Source organism: Ensifer canadensis, assembly GCF_017488845.2.
Lineage (GTDB): Bacteria > Pseudomonadota > Alphaproteobacteria > Rhizobiales > Rhizobiaceae > Ensifer > Ensifer canadensis.
In genome coordinates this window covers 14,976-36,238 of sequence record NZ_CP083370.1, presented here as the reverse complement: position 1 = coordinate 36,238, position 21,263 = coordinate 14,976, and the positions used below count along the sequence as shown (strand labels likewise).

The 21,263-nt window shown below is 62.2% G+C and carries 19 protein-coding genes; 9 read left to right on the top strand and 10 right to left on the bottom strand.

Annotated elements, in window-relative coordinates:
• Positions 1-57 precede the first annotated feature (57 nt).
• The gene (gene mutS / locus J3R84_RS00180) at positions 58-2,802 is read right to left on the bottom strand and encodes a DNA mismatch repair protein MutS (RefSeq protein ID WP_203527336.1); all 2,745 of its coding nucleotides are present in this window, start codon (positions 2,800-2,802) and stop codon (positions 58-60) included.
• 103 nt (positions 2,803-2,905) lie between these two features.
• Here mutS and J3R84_RS00175 point away from each other — a divergent pair, with 103 nt between their 5' ends.
• Entirely contained in the window at positions 2,906-5,191 is a 2,286-nt protein-coding gene (locus J3R84_RS00175; protein WP_025425697.1) for an NADP-dependent malic enzyme, read from the top strand.
• 348 nt (positions 5,192-5,539) lie between these two features.
• Here the strand turns inward: J3R84_RS00175 and olsB are convergent, their stop codons facing one another.
• The 5 genes from olsB to J3R84_RS00150 form a co-directional block, all read right to left on the bottom strand.
• A complete protein-coding gene (gene olsB, locus J3R84_RS00170; protein WP_025425695.1) occupies positions 5,540-6,430 on the bottom strand; it encodes a l-ornithine N(alpha)-acyltransferase in 891 nt (296 codons plus the stop codon).
• Positions 6,431-6,551: 121 nt separating this feature from the next.
• Positions 6,552-8,819: a hybrid sensor histidine kinase/response regulator gene (locus tag J3R84_RS00165; protein WP_025425694.1), complete on the bottom strand. Its 2,268-nt coding sequence runs from the start codon at positions 8,817-8,819 to the stop codon at positions 6,552-6,554.
• Positions 8,820-8,874: 55 nt separating this feature from the next.
• Positions 8,875-9,366 carry a signal peptidase II gene (gene lspA, locus J3R84_RS00160; RefSeq protein WP_025425693.1) on the bottom strand — a complete coding sequence of 164 codons (492 nt, stop codon included), beginning with the start codon at positions 9,364-9,366 and terminating at the stop codon, positions 8,875-8,877.
• On the bottom strand, positions 9,363-10,223 hold the full coding sequence (locus tag J3R84_RS00155; RefSeq protein WP_025425692.1) for a TrmH family RNA methyltransferase: 861 nt from the start codon (positions 10,221-10,223) through the stop codon (positions 9,363-9,365). The genes lspA and J3R84_RS00155 overlap by 4 nt, the downstream gene beginning before the upstream one ends.
• Complete coding sequence (locus J3R84_RS00150; protein ID WP_025425691.1) at positions 10,223-11,374, bottom strand: class I SAM-dependent rRNA methyltransferase; 1,152 nt, start codon at positions 11,372-11,374, stop codon at positions 10,223-10,225. Before J3R84_RS00150 ends, J3R84_RS00155 begins: the two co-directional genes overlap by 1 nt.
• Before the next feature lie 313 nt (positions 11,375-11,687).
• On the opposite strand from J3R84_RS00150, the gene J3R84_RS00145 reads away from it, so the two are divergent.
• Positions 11,688-12,146, top strand: coding sequence for an SRPBCC family protein (locus tag J3R84_RS00145; RefSeq protein WP_025425690.1), 459 nt, complete (start codon positions 11,688-11,690; stop codon positions 12,144-12,146).
• Between the two features lie 21 nt (positions 12,147-12,167).
• Here J3R84_RS00145 and J3R84_RS00140 read toward each other — a convergent pair whose 3' ends face one another.
• The 3 genes from J3R84_RS00140 to sppA all read right to left on the bottom strand — a co-directional run bounded on the left by J3R84_RS00140 (position 12,168) and on the right by sppA (position 13,987).
• Positions 12,168-12,512: a hypothetical protein gene (locus J3R84_RS00140; RefSeq protein WP_025425689.1), complete on the bottom strand. Its 345-nt coding sequence runs from the start codon at positions 12,510-12,512 to the stop codon at positions 12,168-12,170.
• Positions 12,513-12,595: 83 nt separating this feature from the next.
• Positions 12,596-12,898, bottom strand: a complete 303-nt coding sequence (locus J3R84_RS00135; RefSeq protein ID WP_025425688.1) for an integration host factor subunit beta — start codon at positions 12,896-12,898, stop codon at positions 12,596-12,598.
• A 129-nt stretch (positions 12,899-13,027) separates the two neighbouring features.
• Entirely contained in the window at positions 13,028-13,987 is a 960-nt protein-coding gene (gene sppA, locus J3R84_RS00130) for a signal peptide peptidase SppA (RefSeq protein WP_025425687.1), read from the bottom strand.
• A 262-nt stretch (positions 13,988-14,249) separates the two neighbouring features.
• On the opposite strand from sppA, the gene lptC reads away from it, so the two are divergent.
• From lptC to ptsN, 6 genes are all read left to right on the top strand, one after another.
• Positions 14,250-14,918 carry an LPS export ABC transporter periplasmic protein LptC gene (lptC, locus tag J3R84_RS00125; protein WP_025425686.1) on the top strand — a complete coding sequence of 223 codons (669 nt, stop codon included), beginning with the start codon at positions 14,250-14,252 and terminating at the stop codon, positions 14,916-14,918.
• A 14-nt stretch (positions 14,919-14,932) separates the two neighbouring features.
• Positions 14,933-15,493, top strand: a complete 561-nt coding sequence (locus tag J3R84_RS00120) for an LptA/OstA family protein (RefSeq protein ID WP_025425685.1) — start codon at positions 14,933-14,935, stop codon at positions 15,491-15,493.
• A gap of 13 nt (positions 15,494-15,506) precedes the next feature.
• Entirely contained in the window at positions 15,507-16,325 is an 819-nt protein-coding gene (gene lptB / locus J3R84_RS00115) for an LPS export ABC transporter ATP-binding protein (RefSeq protein ID WP_025425684.1), read from the top strand.
• 142 nt (positions 16,326-16,467) lie between these two features.
• Positions 16,468-18,027, top strand: a complete 1,560-nt coding sequence (gene rpoN / locus J3R84_RS00110) for an RNA polymerase factor sigma-54 (RefSeq protein WP_025425683.1) — start codon at positions 16,468-16,470, stop codon at positions 18,025-18,027.
• 293 nt (positions 18,028-18,320) lie between these two features.
• Complete coding sequence (gene hpf / locus J3R84_RS00105) at positions 18,321-18,890, top strand: ribosome hibernation-promoting factor, HPF/YfiA family (protein WP_025425682.1); 570 nt, start codon at positions 18,321-18,323, stop codon at positions 18,888-18,890.
• 172 nt (positions 18,891-19,062) lie between these two features.
• On the top strand, positions 19,063-19,527 hold the full coding sequence (gene ptsN / locus J3R84_RS00100) for a PTS IIA-like nitrogen regulatory protein PtsN (protein ID WP_025425681.1): 465 nt from the start codon (positions 19,063-19,065) through the stop codon (positions 19,525-19,527).
• A gap of 20 nt (positions 19,528-19,547) precedes the next feature.
• Here ptsN and J3R84_RS00095 read toward each other — a convergent pair whose 3' ends face one another.
• On the bottom strand, positions 19,548-20,354 hold the full coding sequence (locus tag J3R84_RS00095) for a helix-turn-helix transcriptional regulator (RefSeq protein ID WP_025425680.1): 807 nt from the start codon (positions 20,352-20,354) through the stop codon (positions 19,548-19,550).
• A 137-nt stretch (positions 20,355-20,491) separates the two neighbouring features.
• On the opposite strand from J3R84_RS00095, the gene J3R84_RS00090 reads away from it, so the two are divergent.
• On the top strand, positions 20,492-21,259 hold the full coding sequence (locus J3R84_RS00090) for an SDR family NAD(P)-dependent oxidoreductase (RefSeq protein WP_025425679.1): 768 nt from the start codon (positions 20,492-20,494) through the stop codon (positions 21,257-21,259).
• Positions 21,260-21,263: the final 4 nt, after the last annotated feature.

The window sequence follows — 21,263 nt, the reverse complement described above, 5'->3', positions numbered from 1 at the left end:
GCGCGGCGCTGTATAGCCTTTTTCACCGACGCATGCACAGGAAAAACGGTATGCCCGTCACCGGGCGCTCAGTTCCTTTTTCAGGGCGTAGAGTGCGTCCAGCGCCTCGCGCGGCGTCATATCGTCGGGGTTGAGTGCCTTCAGCGCCTCGTCAACCCTGGAGTTTCCAGCGGGCTTGGCTTCCTCGCGCCGGATCGCCACCTGGAACAACGGCAGATCGTCGATCAGCTGGCTTGCGGGGTTCTTGCGATCGGCGTCTTCGAGCTTGGCAAGCACGTCCTTGGCCCGAGCCACGACCGAAGCCGGCAGACCGGCAAGACGGGCGACCTGAATACCGTAGGAACGGTCGGCGGCACCCGGCCCGACCTCGTGCAGGAAGATCACGTCGCCGTGCCACTCTTTGACGCGCATGGTCGCATTCGAAAGCCGGCCGAGCTTTTCCGAAAGCACGGTCAGCTCGTGGAAGTGGGTCGCGAACAATCCGCGGCAGCGGTTCGCCTCATGCAGATGCTCGACGGCTGCCCAGGCAATCGACAGACCGTCGAAGGTCGCAGTGCCTCGGCCGATCTCGTCGAGGATCACCAGCGAGCGATCGGTCGCCTGATTGAGGATTGCCGCCGTCTCGACCATCTCGACCATGAAGGTCGAGCGTCCGCGGGCAAGATCGTCGGAGGCGCCGACGCGCGAGAACAGGCGGTCGACAATGCCGATATGGGCGCTTGCGGCGGGAACGAAGGTGCCCATCTGCGCCATGATCGCAATCAGCGCGTTCTGCCTGAGGAAGGTCGACTTACCGCCCATGTTCGGACCGGTCAGAAGCCAGATCGCCCCGCCCTCTTCGCCTGTTGGCGGCGACAGATCGCAGCCATTGGCAACGAAGGCGTTGGACGCCTGACGCTTCAAGGCTTGCTCGACGACGGGATGGCGGCCGCCTTCGATGGCGAACATGCGCGTGTGGTCGACGATGGGGCGAGCATAGTTCTGCTCTTCGGCAAGCGTCGCGAGGCCAGCCGAAACGTCGACGGTCGCAAGCGCCAGCGCCGCAGCCTTGATGATTTCGGCCGCCGCCACGACGTCTGATGTCATCGCCTCGAACGCGGCAAGCTCGATCGACAGCGCCCGGTCGGCCGCATTGGCGATCTTGCTCTCAAGCTCGGCAAGCGCTGTCGTGGTGAAGCGCATCGCGTTCGCCATGGTCTGGCGATGGATGAAGCGGGCGCGGCCCTCGTCGGTGTCGGTCATCGAGCCGGCATTGCCCGCCGTCACCTCGATGAAATAGCCGAGCACGTTGTTGTGCTTGATCTTCAGCGACTTGATGCCGGTCTTTTCGGAATATTGCAGCTGCAGCCCGGCGATAACCCGGCGTGACTGGTCGCGCAGCCCCCGCACCTCGTCGAGATCGGCACTTGCCCCTTCCCGCAGGAAGCCGCCGTCGCGCTTCAGAAGCGGCAATTCGTCGGCAAGCATCGTATCGAGGTGGTCGAGGACGGCCGATGGCAGGGCATCGATCGCCGCCCGTGCCTCGACAAGCTCCTCAGACAGATTGCCGGAAGCCATCAGCCGGGAGATCGTTGCCGCTGCCTTGAGGCCCGCCTGGATGGCGCCGAGGTCGCGCGGGCCGCCGCGGCCAAGCGCCAGCCGCGACAACGCACGCGGCATGTCGGGGGCGCGACGAAGAGAATCGCGCAGATCGCCGGCAAAGGAGGGCTGGCTGGCCAGAATCTCGATCGAATCCAGCCGCTGGTTGATGCGATCGGGATCGGTCAGCGGTGACATCAGCCGTTCGGCCAGGAGCCGCGCTCCGCCGCTCGTCACGGTTCGGTCGAGCGCTTTCAAAAGCGTGCCTTCGCGGGCGCCCGACAGGGTTTTGACGAGCTCGAGGTTGGCCCGCGTCGCCGGATCGATGAACAATGTCGAGGCAGCGCTCTCACGCTCGGGTGTGCCGAGAGCCGGACGTTCGGCAAGCTGGGTCTTTTCGACATAGGAGATGGCAGCGGATGCCGCCGCCAGTTCGGCGCGCGAAAAGCTGCCGAAACCATCGAGCGTCTTGACGCCGAAGTAGCGGGCGATGCGGCCCTCGGCCGTGGCGCTGTCGAACAGCACGCCCGGCTGCGGCACGGCCACCCGGCCGAGCACGTCGAACACGGGACGCAGTTCCGGGTCGTGGAAGACGGTGTCGGCGAGGATCAGTTCGCGCGGCTCGATGCGCAGGATGTCGGCGAGCAACCGGCTCTCACCGGTTTCGGCGAGCCTGAAGATGCCGGTCGAGATATCGATCCAGGCCAGCGCATAGGCCGGCTCCGAACCGCTCTTGATGCGGGCGAGCGCCATCAGATAGTTGGTCTCCGAGGGCGAAAGCAGCTTCTCCTCGGTGATCGTCCCCGGTGTCACCAGCCGGACGACGTCGCGGCGCACGACTGATTTGCTGCCGCGCTTCTTGGCTTCGGCAGGATCCTCGACCTGCTCGCAGACCGCGACGCGAAAGCCGAGACCGATCAGTTTCTGCAGATAATCGTCGGCCGCATGCACCGGCACGCCGCACATCGGGATTTCCTGTCCCATATGCTGGCCGCGTTTCGTCAGCGTGATGCCGAGCGCCCGCGAGGCTTCGACTGCGTCCTGGAAGAACAGCTCGTAGAAGTCGCCCATGCGGTAGAAAAGCAGCGAATCCGGGTTGTTCGCCTTGATCTCGATGAACTGCTCCATCATCGGCGTCGCCGTGGAGCGGCTCTCCTCGGTCGCCAGTTCGGCTGCAGAAAACACCTCGCCGGAGCGGCTCGATTGGTCTGTCACGAAATTCATGATTGTCCCGAAAAAAGAGATGGCACACTATCCGCAAGCAATTATAGACGACAACCATAAAGAGACGCCCCGACAGGGTCGCCCACAGGAGGATAGAGGAAACATGCCGGCCACCGACAAGACCGATCGCACTATGACGAGCGTCACCGCGCAGGAAGCGCTCGATTTTCACTCGCAGGGTCGTCCCGGAAAGCTGGAGATTTCCCCCACCAAGGCCATGGCCACGCAACGCGACCTGTCTCTCGCTTATTCACCGGGCGTTGCAGTGCCGGTCCTGGCGATCGCCGAGGATCCCGCCACCGCCTACGATTACACGACACGCGGCAACATGGTCGCGGTCATCTCCAACGGCACGGCCATCCTCGGCCTCGGCAATCTCGGAGCGCTCGCCTCCAAGCCGGTCATGGAAGGCAAGGCGGTGCTGTTTAAGCGCTTCGCCGACGTCGATTCGATCGACCTTGAGGTCGACACCGAGAACGTCGACGAGTTCATCAACTGCGTGCGCTTCCTCGGCCCCTCCTTCGGCGGCATCAACCTCGAGGACATTAAGGCGCCGGACTGTTTCATCATCGAGCAGAAGCTGCGCGAGGTCATGGACATTCCAGTGTTCCATGACGACCAGCACGGCACAGCGATCATCGCAGCCGCCGGCCTCATCAACGCGCTGACGTTGACCGGACGCGACTTCAAGACCACCAAGCTCGTCTGCAACGGCGCCGGCGCCGCGGCCATCGCCTGCATCGAGCTCATCAAGGCGATGGGCTTCAACCCGGAAAACGTCACCCTCTGCGACACCAAGGGCGTGATCTTCCAGGGCCGCACCGAAGGCATGAACCAGTGGAAGTCGGCGCATGCGGTCAAGACCGACCGCCGCACGCTTGCCGAAGCGCTCGAGGGTGCTGACGTGGTCTTCGGCCTTTCGGCCAAGGGCGCGCTGTCGGAGGACATGGTCCGCTCGATGGCGCCGCGGCCGATCATCTTCGCCATGGCCAACCCGGATCCGGAAATCACCCCGGAAGAGGTCGCCCGCATCCGCGACGACGCGATCGTCGCGACCGGCCGTTCGGACTACCCAAACCAGGTCAACAACGTACTCGGCTTCCCCTATATCTTCCGCGGCGCGCTCGACGTGCGCGCCTCGACGATCAACGACGCGATGAAGATCGCCGCGGCGGAAGCGCTCGCAAGCCTCGCCAAGGAAGACGTGCCGGACGATGTCGCGGCCGCCTACCAGGGCAACCGCCCGCGCTTCGGCGCGCAGTACATCATCCCGGTTCCCTTCGACCCGAGGCTGATCTCGGCGATCCCGATGGCCGTTGCCAAGGCGGCGATGGAAACCGGCGTCGCACGCAAGCCGATCGTCGATCTCGAAGCCTATGGCCGCCAGCTTTCCGCCCGCCGCGACCCGATTGCCTCGACGCTGCAACGGATCTACGAGCGCGTCCGGCGCCAGCCGAAGCGCATCGTCTTTGCCGAAGGTGAAGAAGTGCAGGTCATGCGCTCGGCGATCGCCTATGCCAACCAGCAGCTCGGCACCGCGATCCTGCTCGGCCGCGAGGACCGCATGCGCGAGACCGCGGAGCGCGAGGGCATCGATCTCGACCGCCCCGGCATCCAAATCGTCAATGCCCGGGTTTCCAAGCGGGTCGGAGCCTATACCGACTACCTCTACGCGCGCCTGCAGCGCAAGGGCTCCCTGTTCCGCGATGCCCAGCGCCTGATCAACAACGACCGCAACCACTTCGCCGCGTGCATGGTCGCGCTCGGGGATGCCGACGGCATGGTCACGGGCATAACCCGCAACTATTCGACGGCGCTTGACGATGTGCGCCGCTGCATCGACCCGAAGCCGGGCCACCGGGTCATCGGCGTGTCGATCGCCCTCTGCCGCGGCCGCACCGTTCTGGTCGCCGACACGGCCGTACACGACATGCCGTCGTCGGAAGAACTCGCCGATATCGCCGAGGAAGCAGCCGGCCTCGCCAAGCGCCTCGGCTACGTGCCGCGGGTGGCGATGCTGGCCTATTCGACCTTCGGCCATCCCTCGGGCGAACGCTCGGAGCGGGTGCGCGAGGCGGTCAACATTCTCGACAAGCGCCGTGTCGACTTCGAATATGACGGCGAGATGGCCGCCGACGTGGCGCTCAATTCGCGGGTGATGGAGCAGTATCCCTTCTGCCGCCTTTCAGGCCCTGCCAACGTGCTCGTCATGCCGGCGTTCCACTCCGCCTCGATCTCGACGAAGATGCTGCAGGAACTCGGCGGCTCGACCGTCATCGGTCCCCTGCTCGTCGGTTTCGACAAATCGGTGCAGATCGTTTCGATGTCGGCGAAGGATTCCGACATCGTCAACATGGCGGCAATCGCTGCCTACAACGCCGGAATGTAGACTCGGTAATTGATGTCCGATTTCGGGACACACCCTGCTCCAGCGATGAACAGGGTGTGTCGAGCCGATGCAGAAACAGCATGGATCTGCATACAAAAGAAGAGCTCGACACCCTTGGGAAAGGGGTCGAGCTCAATACATGATGGAAGACTTACTTCCAGTGCGATGAAAATAATATGGAGACAGAGCGCAATATACGCCAATCTCATATGAAGCTGGCGGTTCTCTCCGTTATTTATTCTATAATTTCGTCATGAAACCAAATTACTTCTTGACAAGACTAGTCCATCTTTCGACATCGAAAGTCAAACCCATCCTTAATATCTGGTTAATTGCGTCAAGCGCCTGTCAGGATACAGACGTGGCAAACCGCCCGGCATCCGCACCGTAGTAATTGAGATAGCGGCCGGAGATGTTGCTGATCGGCAGAACGATCAGCACGTCGGTGGTGCGGAACGCATGGTCGACCACCGCGCCGTCGCCGACCATGGCCCCAAGGCGCATGTAGCCCTTGATCAGCGGCGGCAAGGCGGCCAGAGCCTTCTTCGGATTGATGGCCTCTACCGGCATCATGTCCATGGTCCGGTGCAGTTCGGGGCGGGCGCCGACGGCCCATTCGTCGCGAGCAAGGATATTGTGGTGAAGGAAGGAAAGCGCCAGCGCATGTTCGGCGGGGACGACGCCTGGAAACGATCCGCAGCCGAACATGGCATCGACACCGTATCTCAGAGCATAGGCCCAGTTACCCTGCCAGAGCAGTTCCACGGTGCGCTTCGTGCGGTAATCCGGCAGCACGCAGGAGCGTCCGAGCTCCATGAAGCGCTTGCTGGAGTGGCGGGAGAGAAGTGCTCCGACATCGAATTCCGAAGCGGAGTAGAAGCCGCCGGCGCGCTCGGCCACGTCCTGGCGCAGCAGGCGGTAGGTGCCGACGATCTGGTCTTCCGGATCACCCTCGATCGCCGTGTCGAGCACAAGCAGATGATCACAGATCGCGTCCCAGCTGTCGACGTCGCGCTTGCGACGGTCGGCGTCCGGCCCGACCTGCGCCTTCATTTCCTCGACAAAAACCTTGTAGCGCACCGCCTGCGCCGCATCGATCTCCGATGCGCTGCGTGCAAGCCGGGTCTCAAGATTAGCTATTCGGCCGAGAACGTCGGTCGCCGGGGCGGTCATTGTCTTGCCGACGCAAGCTTGAGAAGTGTCTACCACGCTCGTCGAATCCAGAAGGTCGATCGTCATCCGCGTCATCCCGAATCATTCGTATCTGCCGGGCTTAGACCACGTTTCTGCAACAACATAGTGACATGAAAACGGAGCACAACCCCCCGCTCGGGCGTTGATACCGTTACGACTTGAGCGCTTACCGTATCTCGAGAAGGCGGCTTATTTCAGCCATCAACCACTGCGGATCCGCCGGCTTGGGCAGTACGACGTCGGCGCCGGCCGCGACAAGTCTGTCCCTGATCTCCAGCCGTGCATCGGACGTCAGCACGATCACCGGAAGGCGCCGGCCCGGCCGCATCGCTTCGTTCTCCCGCAGGCGTTTCAGCATCGAAAATCCGTCGCCGCCCGGCATGTTGAGATCGGTGACGACCAGTTCCGGCATCGCCTGGACCTGATCGCCGGTCCCGGAGAGGATCTGATCGACGGCGCCAAAATCCGTCACCAGCCGGACCGTCTGTCCGGCGCGCTCCAGCACCGTGCGCACGATCAGCGCATTGACCGGATCGTCCTCCGCCAAAAGGATGCAGCGCGGGCTCTGCCTGGCGGGCGCAATTGTCGGTTCCTCGCGAAGGATCGGCCGGTTGTCGTTGATGGCATCGCGCTTCTCGATACCCTTCAACCGTCCGAGCAGGACTTCGACCAGCGACTTCTCGCGCAACGGGCGGATCAGCCAAGCCTCGTAACCGTCCATCTGATCGACAGGGTGATTGTTGCGCTCCTCCGGGTTGATCAGGTAGGTCCGGCGCACGTCGAGGCGCGCGACGGCCGGCTGCAAGGCGAGAATCTGCTTGAACTGACCGGCGTGGCGGTGATCGACGATGATATCGGTCAATGGCGCGCCGCCGGAAAGAACATCCGAGATGACGTTCTGGGCGGCGGCCAGCGTCGTTGCCCGATGGCAACGCCCGCCGAGCGTGGCGATGGTGGCAGAGAGTGCCGCGGATGCTGGCCCATCCGGCGCCATCACCAGGACATGCGATTGGGCGAGCCTCTGGCGCCGCTCCGGCGCTACCCGCTCGACTTCGGCGAGTGGCAGGCGGATCTCGAAGCGGCTGCCGCGGCCGGACGCGCTCGACGCTGTCAGGCTGCCGCCGCAGGCCTGCATGATCCGGCGCGAGATCGCCAGTCCGAGCCCCGTACCCTTGGCGCGCTGCTCGTGATTGCCGGCCTGTTCGAACTCTTCAAAGATGCGTTTCAGTTCGTCGCCCGACATGCCGGGACCGGTGTCGTCGATGAGGATTTGCACGCAATCCTCGACGATGTCGGCACTGACAAAAACACCGCCGACCTCCGTGAACTTCACAGCATTGCCGATGACATTGAACAGCACCTGGCGCAGGCGGGCTGCATCGAACTCCATCAGCGCCGGCACGTCGGCCGTCACGGTAGCCCCGATCTCGATGCCCTTTTCATGCGCGCGGTTGGAAAGCATCTCGACGACGCTCTCGATCACGCCGCGCGGATCCTGTCGCGAGGGCCGGAACTGGAAACGCCCTGAAGACAGCGACGAGAAATCGATCAGGTCCTCGACGAGCTGTACCAGGGCATGGCCGGACTGCTGCATGCCGGCAAGATAGTTCTTCTGCTCGCTCGACAGCCGGGTCTGGCCGAGCAGATGGCTCATGCCGAGGATGCCGGACAGCGGCGTGCGGATTTCATGGCTGACGGTTGCAAGCAGCCGCGATTTCGCCTGGCTCGCGTCCTCGGCGCGGCGGCGCGCGTCTTCACGTTCACGTGCAGCACGGGCTTCCTCCGTCACATCGCGCGCGATGCTGTGGCGCATCAGCCGACCGTTCGCCGGATCCCGGGCGATGACATCGTGCCAATCGTAGAGGCGCAGCCCTTCGGATGCGGCAATCAGCACGAGGTAGTGATTGGGTTCGATCTTCGGTTCGAAGTTCAGGCCGATGGCGGCACAAGTCAGCCCCCTGGCATCATCGATGCCGCAGGCGCGATGAAAGGCGGCATTGGCATGGACGATCTTGCCATCCATGCCGCGCATGATCGCCAGATCTCCGAGCGCATCGTGGATGGTCGAAAGCAGCGCCGAAGTTTCCTGGCGATCCCAGTCGCCATCGTGCCTTGCCTCCACGCACTGTCTATCGCTGTCGGCGGCCCTGATGCCATCGGCGATCAGGAGCAACACGCCCGCAAGGCCGGCCGCCGCAACCGCCGCGGAAAACAGATAAAGACCGGCGGCGATACCGAGCGCAAGCACGAGGCCAGAGGCGATGACCCCCAAAGATGCCAGCGAAAGACGACGCAGGGAGTAGGCCGATGCCACGGGCTTCGACACCGATCCGATGCCGTCCGCCCTGCCGGCAGCGGACATCGCACCGCTGGTTCGGGCTTGTGCACCGAAACCGGATTCGATCTGCTCTAGCAATCGTGACGGCTCGCTCATGCCATTCAGCTAACACGGCAAGCGTTCCGAATGGCTTCAGCGCATCGATAAAATCTTAGCGGTTTGCCTTTTTCGCCTGCAGCAGCTCGTCGAGAATGATCGCGCCGGCGCCAACGGTGATGAAACTGTCGGCCAGGTTGAAGACCGCGAAAGACCACGTCTGCGTATGGAAGAGGATGTAGTCGATGACGTAGCCGAAGATCAGCCGGTCGACGAGGTTGCCGAGCGCACCGGCAATGATCAAGGCGTAGCCGAAATGCGCGAAGAACCTGTCCTTCGGCGTGCGCCGCCACAGCCACAGAACGAAGGCAACGACGACAAGGCGCATGCCGACGATGAACCAGCCTTCCATGCCCGACAGCATCGAGAAGGCGACGCCGTAATTGTAGGTGCGGTAGAGCGCCAGCATCGGCACGACCGGAACCGCCTCATTGAACGGCAGATAGGATTCGACCAGATATTTGATCAGCTGGTCGGCGGCGAGCGCGAGGGCGATGAAGACCGCGATCGGGAGCGGCCGCGAAAACAATACCTGCTTTTCGCTCATGCGCCGGCATCCAGCGCCAGCAGATGACGTCGCGCCTCAAACAGCATGATGCCGGTGGCGATCGCCAGGTTGAGGGAATCGGCACGCCCCGCCTGCGGAATGCGGGCCAGCGCTCCGGCCTCACGGGCAAGCTCTTCCGGAAGGCCAGCCTGTTCGTTGCCCATCAGCAACACGACCGGTTTCGACTTGTAGTCGATCGTCCGGTAGTCGACCGAACCGGCCAGATGCGTGGCGACGACCTTTACACCGGCCTGCTTCTGCCATTTGACGAAGTCATCGGCGCTGGCGCGCACGACCGGCATGGCGAAGACCGAGCCCATCGTCGCCCGCACCGTCTCGAGCGAGAACGGATCGGTCGTTTCCCCGACGAGAATGATGCCGGAGGCACCGGCGGCATCGGCCGTGCGGATAATCGTGCCGAGATTACCCGGATCGCGAACACGGTCGAGCGCCACATAGGTTTCGCCGAGCTGCGGGCGGATCTCCTTCAGCGCCCGGTAGCGCTGCTCGAAGATGCCGACGACCATCTGCGGATTGTCGCGCCGGGTGATCGTCGAGAGCACCTTTTCGCTGACCTCGAGCACCAGACCGCCCCGGGCAAAGGTCTTTGCTGCGACCTGTTCCACATGCGGCTTGCCCTTGGCCGCCTTGGCGTAGATCAGCGTCTTGATCTTCCAGCCGAGATCGAGCGCATCGATCACCAGTTTCAAGCCTTCGGCCATGAAGGACCGTGTCTCGTCGCGGTGCTTCTTCTGCGCCAGCAACTTGATGTCCTTGATAATAGGATTGGTGAGGCTGGTGACTTCCTTCACCTGTCCGACGCGGCCTGCGCCGTGTTCGCTTCTGTCATTGCTCATTACGGCACCCAGCGGCTGAAGAGAGAAGTCGAAAGCGCCCGTCCCGGCTCGTGGCCGTCAAGGCCGCCTTCGCGGATGATGAGTTCGCCCGATTCCACCCGGCCGCCGCGGCCGCGCATCGTCTCGCGCATCAGTTCATGGATCGAGTAGAAGCTGGCGCGGATCGAATAGGCGGTCAGCACTAGGCCGCGCGCTTCGGGCGACAGGATTTCGCGGCAGATGTCGAGCATCGCAGCCAGGTGGTCGAAAAGCTGCCAGACCTCGCCGTTCGGACCGCGGCCGAACTTTGGCGGGTCGGTCAGGATGATGTCATAGCGGCTGCCGCGACGTTCCTCGCGCTGAATGAACTTCATCGCGTCGTCGCAGATCCAGCGGATCGGCAGCTTTTCGGCGCGCGCCAGCGCCTGGTTTTCCCGGGCCCAGCCAATCGCCTTCTTCGAGGCGTCGACATGGGTGACCTCGGCACCGGCCTTGGCGGCGATCAGCGAGGCGACCCCGGTATAACCGAACAGGTTGAGGACCTTCAGGGGGCGGCGGGCCGCCTCTACCTGGTCCTTCACCCAGCTCCAGTGGGCGAGCTGCTCGGGAAACACGCCGACATGGCGGAAGGACGTGAAGCGGCCATGGAATTCGGTGCCGAGAAGCTGCATCGGCCAGGTCTCGCCAAGAACGGCGCCGGGAAAACGCCAGCGGCCCATGCCGTCCTCGTCGGTGTCGCCGGTGAAGATTGCGTCGGCATTCTCCCATACACTGGCGGGCAGGGTACGCGGCCAAAGCGCCTGCGCCTCGGGGCGCACGATGCGATAGGGTCCGTACTGCTCAAGCTTTTCGCCGGCGCCGCTGTCGATCAGATGATAGCCGGAAACACCCGACGTTTCGAGAATGAGCGGCACCTGTTCGCCCGGCTTGTCGCCGGTGCGCCGTGGGATGACGCGCGCCGGTGCCTCGTTTTCGGGCTGTGCCCGCGGAGGCCGCTCGCGCGGCTCTGCAACTTTCGCCGTTGCCTGGATGGTGGCCCGTTCTTTGAAATCGCCCGACTTGGCAAACGGTGGACGCTTCTTTTCATGGCGGCCACCGCCACGCGCCTCGGCACCACGGCCCTTCGCCGTCGTCACGGAGGCATTCTTCGACCGCCGGTCCTTTTCCTTCACGCTGAGATCCCTGGGCTTTGTTTTGTCACGAGGCGCTACCCTCCCGGATATCGGATGTAAACGGGCCTGCACCATGAGGTATGCCGCCGCACCCCGGATTTCGAGGCGAAGCTTTTTCTGTTGGTGCAAATAGCACCGCTCATGCTCTTGGCAAAGCCGTTTCCGATTTGCCAAGATCGGTGCGGAAGCGACACTTGCATAATTCCACCGTCCGGCATCAACTTACGGACAGGATTGTAAAGCGAATTCAAAAGATTACATCAACCTCGCGCGTCCTTGTCGACGCACGGCACCGTCAGTGGGAGGAAAGCGCATGGACATGACCGGCGAAGAACGCATCTCGGCACCGCGCGATGCCGTGTGGCGCGGCCTCAACGATCCGGAAATCCTCAAGCGTTGCATCCCGGGCTGTCAGTCGATCGAGATGAAATCTCCGACCGAGCTTTCGGCCGTCGTCAAGATCAAGATCGGGCCGGTCTCGGCCTCCTTTACCGGCGACGTCATCCTGTCGAACCTCAACCCGCCCGAAAGCTACACGATCTCCGGTGAGGGAAAGGGCGGCATTGCCGGTTTTGCCAAGGGTGGCGCGGATGTGACCCTGGTCGACGACGGTGCGGAGACGCTGCTGCGCTACGACGTCAAGGCGCAGATCGGCGGAAAGCTAGCGCAGCTCGGATCCCGGCTGGTCGATTCGACCGCCAAGAAGCTGGCGCAGCAGTTCTTCACGGATTTCGGCGCAGCGATCGGCGGCCCGGCGGAAGCGGCCGGCTGAAGGGCATGGCCGCCCTGCCATTCAGTTCTGCGGGGCGGCGAGTGTCGCCTGGGTGGCCAGCTTCTCTGCCTGGCTGCGGTGCTTTTCGGCTTCGCGATGCCATTTCAGCGCCTCGGTCGCTTCATTGCGCGCACGCCGACGGTACTTGCCCTGGCTAAACCAGGTCGCGGCGGCACCCAGAATCAACCCGACGACGACGGCAAGAAACAGGAAAACAAAGAACGGCGCGCTCACGGACAGCACGCTGTCTTCGGGCCGGAACGGATTGAGGGCCAGCGTGACGCTCTGGCGATTGGCGACGCTGAGCACGATCAGAATGACGCCGACCGGGATGAGAACGATGATGTTGACCAGTTTCTTGAGCATTCAGCCGCTCCAGTTTTCCGGATCATCGACAGGCCTTGGCAGCGATGGCGACAATCCGGACTCATGACGATCGGGCGGGATGATCAGTCTTCATCGTCCCCGTTCATGCCCGGGTTCAGCCGCTCGCGCAGCTCCTTGCCGGTCTTGAAGAACGGCACCCACTTTTCCTCGACAAAAACCGAATCGCCGGTGCGCGGATTGCGACCGGAGCGCGACGGCCGGTTCTTGACGGAGAAAGCACCGAAACCGCGCAGTTCGACACGGTTTCCGGCAGCCAGCGCATCTGTGATCTCATCGAGCACCGCGTTGACGATGTTTTCGACGTCGCGGTGATAGAGATGCGGATTGCGAGCTGCAACAATCTGCACCAGTTCTGACTTGATCACTGTCGCCCCCTTAAATTCTTGTTTGTTTTGCTTTTTCGGTCTGCATTGTGATTGCCGCAAGAATATGGCCGACGCTCACTTGGCGCGGGCGGCCATGTTACGGATCAGGCTGGGCATATGCTGCCATCCTCATTGAGCATCAACCTGCCAAACCGAAACAAGACCGTCAAGAAACAACTTGTCACCCCCGATTTTTTCGAGACCCCTCATGGCCGGAAAAGCGTCATATCCCAACATCTTGACCCACTCCGAGACGGCCGATCCGAGGCCGAAAGGCAGAGTCCGGCGCGGCGCATCCCAATCAACCAGAGGAAGGTCCTTCGACACCTTCCTGTCGGCCAGGAAGGTGCGGACTTCGTCATCGCCGCCAAGCTTGTCGACGAGCTTCAGGCCCAGCGCCTGGCGGCCGGTGAAAATCCGCCCGTCGGCCAGCAGAAGCGCCTCGTCGCGCGACAGCTTGCGACGCTCTGCCACCATATCGACGAACCAGCCATAGCTGTCATCGATCATCGCCTGGATCATTGCCTTGGCTTCATCGCTCGCGGGATGGAAGGGGGACGGCTCGGCCTTCAGCGGCCGCGACTTGATCGATTCCAGCGAGACGCCAAGCTTGTCCATCAGCTCCTTGACCTGGGGATACTGGAAGATGACGCCGATCGAGCCGGTGATCGAGCTTTCGCCGGCGATAATCGTATCGCCGGCAAGCGCGATCATGTAGCCGGCGGAGGCGGCTAGCGTGCGAATATCGGAAACCACCGGCTTCTTGGCGGCGACCTTGCGGATCGCCTTGTAGATGACCTCGCCGCCATAGGTGGTGCCGCCGGGCGACGATATGGTGACCACCAGTGCCTTGACCGAATCGTTGTCCTCGATCCGTTGAAGCCGCTCCAGCAATTCGCGATCGTCCTGGATCAATCCCGAAATCGTCACACGGGCAACATGATCGCGGGCACGCCCTGCGGTCTCCGCCCAGCCCGACCAGAACAGAATGACCAATGCCACGACGGCGAGCAGGCCGGCGACGATCCAGCGCCAGAAACTCAGCTTCCTGCGCAGGCTGCGGCGATCGGCGATGGCTAGTTCATCCATGTGGGTTTCTCCCGAATTTGTTGGCGCAGCTTCTGTCAGTTTCCGATGGAACATGCTATCTGCGCGGCAGGTGGCATATTCAATAGACGCGGTCGGTCACGGTTAAAAGCCGTGCCCGCCGTTTTCCTGTCTTCACGAAGTTTTTTGCGGCGCCATTGTGCAGCTGCAAAAAGTATCCATATTTGCGACGACTTACACGAATGTATGTAAAATGCGGTTCTCGACGATCCGCGGGAAAGCAACGGAACCAACAGGTCTTCACATGTTAGATCATGCGCCAGCCCCCGGCTTCTTTGCCGATTCGGGTGCGAGCTCGTCGGACGCCTACGCGCTCGCGGCGCGGCATTCGGCGCGCGTCCGGCGTCTGAAGATCATCCTGCCTGTCGTCGCCGGCATCATCGCGGCGATCTTTGCCGCCATTTCCTTCGTGCGCGCCTTCATGCCGGTCGATCTGCAGCTCGACAGTGCAACGATCGAGGATGGCAAGATCGTCATGCAGAACCCTGCGATTGCCGGGCGCAACAAGCAGGGCATCAGCTATTCGATGAAGGCGCAGCGCGCGCTGCAGGATATCGTCAATCCCGATATCATCACGCTGCAGACGATCCATGCCGAAATGCCGGTGAACGAAAAGCTGATCGCCACGGTGGACGCGACCAACGGCATCTACGACCGCGGGGCCAACACGCTCGACATGAACGCCCCGTTCACGATTACAATGAATAATGGCGTCAACGCCGATTTCCAATCGGCCTATCTGGACATCAATGCCGGCGAAATGGAAACAAAACAACCGATTGCGATCAGCATGAAGGGCGGTTCGATCATTGCGCAGCGGCTGCGAATGACGGATAAGGGACGCATAGTAACATTCGAGGGCATGGTGAGGGTCAATCTCGAACCCGCCGCCATCCGCAAGAACACGAATTAGGATCTGGTGCATCCATGTCGGTTTTACCCGCTACTTTTTTCAGGATTTCAGCCAGCCTGGCCGTTGCCGGCATCGGCGCATTGATGATCGTTTCAGGCGCGTCAGCCCAGGCCACATCGAGCAAGATGAAGGGCCTCGAATTGTCGAACGACAAGCCGATCCAGATCGAAAGCGACAAGCTTGAAATCAAGGACCCAGAAAGCAAGGCGATCTTTACCGGGAACGTCAAGGTCGTGCAGGGCACAACGACGCTTCAGGCCGGGAGCATGACGGTCTTCTACAAGTCCGGCGCAGGCTCGGTCTCGAGCGGCGACGCCGACATCGAGCGGATCGAAGTCAGCCAGCGCGTCTTCCTCAGCTCCGGCACCCAGCAGGCAACCGCTGACAGCGGCGAGTTCAACATGACCAAGCAGACCTTCGTATTGAAGGGCGAGAAGGTCGTTCTGTCGGAAGGCAAGAACGTGTTCGTCGGCTGCCAATTGAATGTGCAGATGAACACGGGCGAAGCGCAGCTCGAAGCCTGTGGCGGTCGGGTGCAGATCCAGCTCGACCCGAAGTCACAGAAGAAGAACTGACGTAGACCCGCTCGTGCAACTCCCCTTCCTTCACAAGCGCAAGCGCGTCCGCAAACCGTCGGCGGCCACACCAGCCGCGACCGGTCACGCGGTCGACAAGGCGCGTTATGACGGCACACTGATCGCGCGTGGCCTGACAAAGTCCTATCGCGAGCGGCGCGTGGTCAATGGTGTGTCGCTGGTCGTTCGCCGCGGGGAGGCAGTCGGTCTCCTCGGCCCGAACGGTGCCGGCAAGACCACATGCTTCTACATGATCACCGGCCTCGTGCCTGTCGACGAAGGCTCGATTGAGATCAATGGCAACGACGTGACGACGATGCCGATGTATCGCCGCGCCCGCCTCGGCGTCGGCTACCTGCCGCAGGAAGCCTCGATCTTTCGCGGCCTGACGGTCGAGGACAACATCCGCGCCGTTCTCGAAGTGCACGATAAGAACCTGGAGCGCCGCGAGAGCAAGCTCAACGACCTGCTCGGCGAGTTCAACATCACGCATCTGCGCAAGTCGCCGGCGATCGCCCTTTCCGGCGGCGAGCGGCGACGTCTCGAAATTGCCCGAGCGCTTGCCACCGACCCGACCTTCATGCTGCTCGACGAGCCCTTTGCCGGCGTCGACCCGATTTCCGTCGCCGACATCCAGGCGCTGGTGCGACACCTGACGTCGCGCGGTATCGGCGTACTCATCACCGACCATAATGTGCGCGAGACCCTTGGCCTGATCGACCGGGCCTACATCATCCATGCCGGCGAAGTGCTGACCCACGGCCGCGCCAACGATATCGTCACCAATCCGGACGTGCGCCGGCTCTATCTCGGCGATAATTTCAGCCTCTGATGCGATCCGCGGGCGAATCCGGCATCTCGCCCCGCGGTCGCGCTTGACCAAACCCCTGCAATAAGCAATTTTTGGGCCAATTGAAAAACCGGCCCGCCAACGATGCGACCGGTGGAGATTTCATCGGGAGTTTCACGTCCGCATGGCATTGTCGGCCAGCCTTCATCTGCGCCAGTCACAGTCGCTGGTCATGACCCCGCAGCTGATGCAATCGATTCAGCTGCTGCAGATGACGCATCTGGAACTCAACCACTTCATCGCGCAGGAAGTCGAAAAGAATCCGCTGCTCGAGCTTCACGGCGGTGACGACGAGTTCGGTGGAAGCTCCGAGCACGGCAGCCGCGAAGAAGCGGGGCAGGCATCCGGTGAAGACTTCGGCGGAACGGATGAGGCATCCGGCCAGCGCGATCTCTACGACAATGCCACGGCAACCGATGGGGCGCGGCTCAATGAACAGCTCGATGCGGATTTCGGCAATGTCTACCAGGACGACACGGCGCCGCAACGCGCCGACGCGCCGGAACTGCTCGGCCAGTGGAAATCGATGCCCGGCAGCGGCGAAGGAGGCGACTACGATTTCGACGACTTCGTGGCCGGCGCCAAGAGCCTGCGCGAGACGCTTCTGGAGCAATTGCCCTTTGCGTTGTCCGTCCCATCCGACCGGCTGATTGCCCAGCACCTGATCGACCAGCTCGACGAGGCAGGCTATCTTCAGGCTGATCTGCAGGAGGTCGCCGAACGCCTCGGCGCATCCGGCGCCGACGTCACCCGCGTCCTCCTCACGCTGCAGCAGTTCGACCCGCCAGGTGTCTTCGCACGCACACTCAGCGAATGCCTCGCCATTCAGCTGCGCCTTCGCGATCGCCTCGATCCGGCGATGGAAGCCCTCATCGCCAACCTAGAGCTTCTGGCGCGGCGCGATTTTGCCAGCTTGAAGAAAATCTGCGGCGTCGATGAGGAAGACCTGATCGATATGCTCGCCGAAATCCGCAAGCTCGACCCGAAACCGGGAACGAGCTTCGAGACCAGCGTTAGCGAGGCGATCGTTCCCGATATCGTCGTGCGGGCGGCACCCGACGGAACCTGGCTGATCGAACTCAACCCGGACGCCCTGCCGCGCGTCCTCGTCAACCAAGCCTACTACACCACGGTGTCGCGCGGCACCGAGAAGAACAGCGCGGACCAGGCCTTTCTCAATGAATGCCTGCAGACCGCCAACTGGCTGACCCGCAGCCTCGATCAGCGCGCCAGGACGATCATGAAGGTCGCCACCGAGATCGTTCGCCAGCAGGACGCGTTCCTCGTCCATGGCGTCGGGCATCTGCGACCGCTCAACCTGAAAACCGTCGCCGATGCGATCAAGATGCACGAGTCGACGGTAAGCCGCGTCACCTCGAACAAGTACATGCTGACGCCGCGTGGGCTGTTCGAGCTGAAGTATTTCTTCACCGTCTCCATCGGTTCGGCCGAGGGCGGCGACAGCCATTCGGCTGAGTCCGTGCGTCACCGCATCCGCATGATGATCCAGCAGGAAGTCGCCGATGCGGTGCTTTCCGACGACGATATCGTCGACAGCCTCAAGCAGGCCGGCGTCGACATCGCGCGACGCACGGTGGCGAAATATCGCGAAGCGATGAACATCCCCTCCTCCGTGCAGCGACGGCGCGAAAAGCGGGCGCTGGCCAAGGTATCGGGCTTCTAAAGCAGGTCGCGCAACAGTTTTTCAGCGGTTTTGCGACGACGACATGCGAAAGAAAAAGAGCCTAAAGCGACGACGCAAGGTTAAAGCGTATTAACTTTTTTGCGACCTTCAATTGACTCTCCGCGACGCAGGGGATATGAGCCCGCCGCAATTGCCGAGGACACGGTCTTCCTCAGGCGGCCGGCACGACCGGTAGGTGCGACAGAGAGGCTCCCGCAAGCGTGAAAGGCTTGGATGACGAGAGCGCTTGGAATAGACTGGCTACGCAAATCACGAAATAGAGAGGAAACTCCATGAGTGTGCGTGTATCCGGTAAACAGATGGAAATCGGCGATTCGTTCCGCGCCCGCATTGGCGATCAGATCGAGCAGGCCGTTACCAAATATTTCGACGGAGGATATTCAAGCCAGGTCACTGTGGAAAAGTCTGGACCGCGCTTTAGCGCCGACTGCAAGCTTCATCTCGATACGGGCGTGGTTATGCAGGCGAATGGACAGGCCAATGACCCTCAGGCTGCCTTTGACGCAGCGTCGGAGCGCATCGAAAAGCGCCTACGTCGCTACAAGCGCAAGCTCAAGGACCACCACAACGGTAATGGTCAAGGTACCGAGGTGGCATACACAGTGATGGACTCGGTGCCATTCGAGGATGACGAAGTCCCCGAGGATTACGCACCGACGATCGTCGCCGAAAGCTCGAAACACCTGAGGACGATGTCTGTCGCCAGCGCCGTGATGGCGCTCGACATGACGGATGAACCCGTCCTCATGTTCCGCACTCCCGGCAAGGCAGAGTTGAATATCGTCTACAGACGCAACGACGGAAATATTGGCTGGATTGACGCCGCCAATATCAAGGGATGAGTGGAAAAAGGGAGTGCCGGTGCGCCGGCGCTCCCGCCACTTGGATCAGCGGACAGGCCGGAAAATACGACTTTTCTGTGCATGGCACCCGCCAAGACAAAGATGGTTAGAGCCATTGCGACGCATTTATGATGATGTTGTCCGGCTCTAACCGGCGAACGAGGACAAAAGAATGGCATTGGCAGGCTTACTGCACCAAAATGCGATCATCCCGGCCATGAGGGCCAACTCGAAAAAACAGCTCCTTCAGGAATTGGCGGCTAAAGCGGCAAAGATCACCGGCCTTCCGGAACGCGAAATCTTCGATGTCATCCTGCAGCGTGAACGGCTGGGCTCCACGGGCGTCGGCAACGGCATTGCTATCCCGCACGGCAAGCTCAACAACCTGCCGTCGATCATCGGGATCTTTGCGCGGCTGGACACGCCGGTCGATTTCGAAGCGCTCGACGACCAGCCTGTCGACCTCGTCTTCCTGCTCCTGGCGCCCGAAGGCGCCGGCGCCGACCATCTCAAGGCATTGTCGCGCATCGCCCGCGTACTGCGCGACCACGACATGGTGGCGAAGATCCGATCGAGCGATTCCGCCAGCGCGATCTACACGCTGCTCAACGAGGACACGACCTCGCACGCCGCCTGAGCCACGGCCCGGACCGGCCGTCAGTAAAGCTGACGGCGGTTCAAATGATCAATGAAAATTCGAAACAGTGCGCCCTGGCTCGAAATACCGAGCCGGCGATAAATGTTCTTGCGGTGAATGCGGACGGTTCCTTCGGCGATGTTCATCGTCTTGCCGATCGACAGGTTGCTGTGCCCGCGCAGGATCAGGCGGACGATGTTGCGTTGCTGCCGGGTCAGGCGGTCGGCGCAGAGGCTGTCGAAAGCGGTTTCGATCGCGTCGTCGGGCCGAGGCGTCGCCGCCACGGCATGGCTTTGCTGGCGCCAGTTCGAACGCACGGCCTCTCGCACGATCGGCTCGTAGACCCGCAAGCGCTCCAGTTCCTCGTCGCTGAACGGCGTGCCGCCGCGGCCGCGCATCAGCGAATAGGTGGCCTGCACGCTGTCATCGAGCGGAATGACGAAGCCAATCTCTTCGACCAGAACCCCGCTTTCCATCGAGATGCAGGGATGCACCTCGGCCGAGCTTGAAAACTCCGAATGGAAGAACCGGTCAGGCGCAAGTTCGCGCATGCGCCATAGCCCCTGCGGCTGGCCGGAGCTGCAGGCAACATAGAACGGGTCAAGCAGATAGGCGCCGCCGAGATAGGCAGAAAGCGCGCTGGCGGACACCTTGGCGGTGTAGCCGTCATGCAGCACGATCGGTCTGTTATCATAGGGATAGGCGAAGGCAACCGAGAGATCGAAGCTTGCGACCGAGCGCAGCATGCGATCGAGCGCGCCGCCGAAATCCTGTGTTCCGATCAATCCGATCATGGCCGAAATATCGGCCGACTCCCGAGCCAGCATCCGCGTCGAACTCTCCCCTACCCCCGTATCCCGCATGGGATATCGACAGCCCCCTCTTCGTCAACAATAATTCATCCCACGAGGGACCAAGATCGTAGCACGTGTTTAGCCGCGACGCTTGAGCACAGGGGGACACGATGGCAGGCAGACTTTCCGGAAAAGTGGCTTTGATCAGTGGTGGCGCCGGTGGCTGCGGGCTTGCCGCATCCGAACTCTTTGCCCGCGAAGGGGCCAAGGTCGGCATCGTCGATCTGCCACGCAGCAAGGGCGAAGAGGTTGCCGCCGCCATCCGCGCAAACGGCGGCGATGCGATCTTCGCGCCGGCCGACGTCTCGATTTCTGCGCAGGTGAGCTCGGCCGTCAAGGCGGTCGAAGCAGCCTTCGGCGCGATCACCGTTCTCTTCAACCATGCCGGCATCCTGGCGGTCGGGCCCTTTCTGGAGACGGAAGAGGACGAATGGGACCGGCTGATGGCCGTCAACGTGCGCAGCATGTTCCTGATGACCAAGGCGGTGCTTCCAGGGATGCTCGCCGCCGGCGGCGGCAGCATCGTCTGCACCTCGTCGATCTCGGCCGTGGCGGCGACGCCGATGGAAGTGCTCTACGACACGACGAAGGGCGCCTGCCACATGTTCGCCCGTGCCATCGCGGTTGAGTTCCGCGACCGCGGCATCCGCTGCAACGCCGTCTGCCCCGGCTTCATCGCCACCGATCACGGCAAGCGCGAACTGGTGGGCCTCAGTAAATACGGCGTCGATGTCTCGGAAGCGGCGATCGCTGCCCAGCAGGGGCGGATGTGCGACCCGAAAGAGGTCGCCAATGCCGCGCTGTTTCTGGCCAGCGACGAGGCAAGCTTCGTCAACGGCACGCATCTGTTCGTCGACAATTGCTTCACAGCGGTCTGAGAGA

What these genes read in the sequence shown, in the direction of transcription:
- lptC (WP_025425686.1), top strand. Translation starts at nt 14,250, where the DNA reads ATGTTAGATCATGCGCCAGCCCCCGGCTTCTTTGCCGATTCGGGTGCG.
- J3R84_RS00090 (WP_025425679.1), top strand. Translation starts at nt 20,492, where the DNA reads ATGGCAGGCAGACTTTCCGGAAAAGTGGCTTTGATCAGTGGTGGCGCC.
- ptsN (WP_025425681.1), top strand. Translation starts at nt 19,063, where the DNA reads ATGGCATTGGCAGGCTTACTGCACCAAAATGCGATCATCCCGGCCATG.
- J3R84_RS00140 (WP_025425689.1), bottom strand. Translation starts at nt 12,512, where the DNA reads ATGCTCAAGAAACTGGTCAACATCATCGTTCTCATCCCGGTCGGCGTC.
- rpoN (WP_025425683.1), top strand. Translation starts at nt 16,468, where the DNA reads ATGGCATTGTCGGCCAGCCTTCATCTGCGCCAGTCACAGTCGCTGGTC.
- sppA (WP_025425687.1), bottom strand. Translation starts at nt 13,987, where the DNA reads ATGGATGAACTAGCCATCGCCGATCGCCGCAGCCTGCGCAGGAAGCTG.
- J3R84_RS00120 (WP_025425685.1), top strand. Translation starts at nt 14,933, where the DNA reads ATGTCGGTTTTACCCGCTACTTTTTTCAGGATTTCAGCCAGCCTGGCC.
- J3R84_RS00155 (WP_025425692.1), bottom strand. Translation starts at nt 10,223, where the DNA reads ATGAGCAATGACAGAAGCGAACACGGCGCAGGCCGCGTCGGACAGGTG.
- hpf (WP_025425682.1), top strand. Translation starts at nt 18,321, where the DNA reads ATGAGTGTGCGTGTATCCGGTAAACAGATGGAAATCGGCGATTCGTTC.
- mutS (WP_203527336.1), bottom strand. Translation starts at nt 2,802, where the DNA reads ATGAATTTCGTGACAGACCAATCGAGCCGCTCCGGCGAGGTGTTTTCT.
- J3R84_RS00175 (WP_025425697.1), top strand. Translation starts at nt 2,906, where the DNA reads ATGCCGGCCACCGACAAGACCGATCGCACTATGACGAGCGTCACCGCG.
- lspA (WP_025425693.1), bottom strand. Translation starts at nt 9,366, where the DNA reads ATGAGCGAAAAGCAGGTATTGTTTTCGCGGCCGCTCCCGATCGCGGTC.
- olsB (WP_025425695.1), bottom strand. Translation starts at nt 6,430, where the DNA reads ATGACGATCGACCTTCTGGATTCGACGAGCGTGGTAGACACTTCTCAA.
- J3R84_RS00165 (WP_025425694.1), bottom strand. Translation starts at nt 8,819, where the DNA reads ATGAGCGAGCCGTCACGATTGCTAGAGCAGATCGAATCCGGTTTCGGT.
- J3R84_RS00095 (WP_025425680.1), bottom strand. Translation starts at nt 20,354, where the DNA reads ATGCTGGCTCGGGAGTCGGCCGATATTTCGGCCATGATCGGATTGATC.
- J3R84_RS00145 (WP_025425690.1), top strand. Translation starts at nt 11,688, where the DNA reads ATGGACATGACCGGCGAAGAACGCATCTCGGCACCGCGCGATGCCGTG.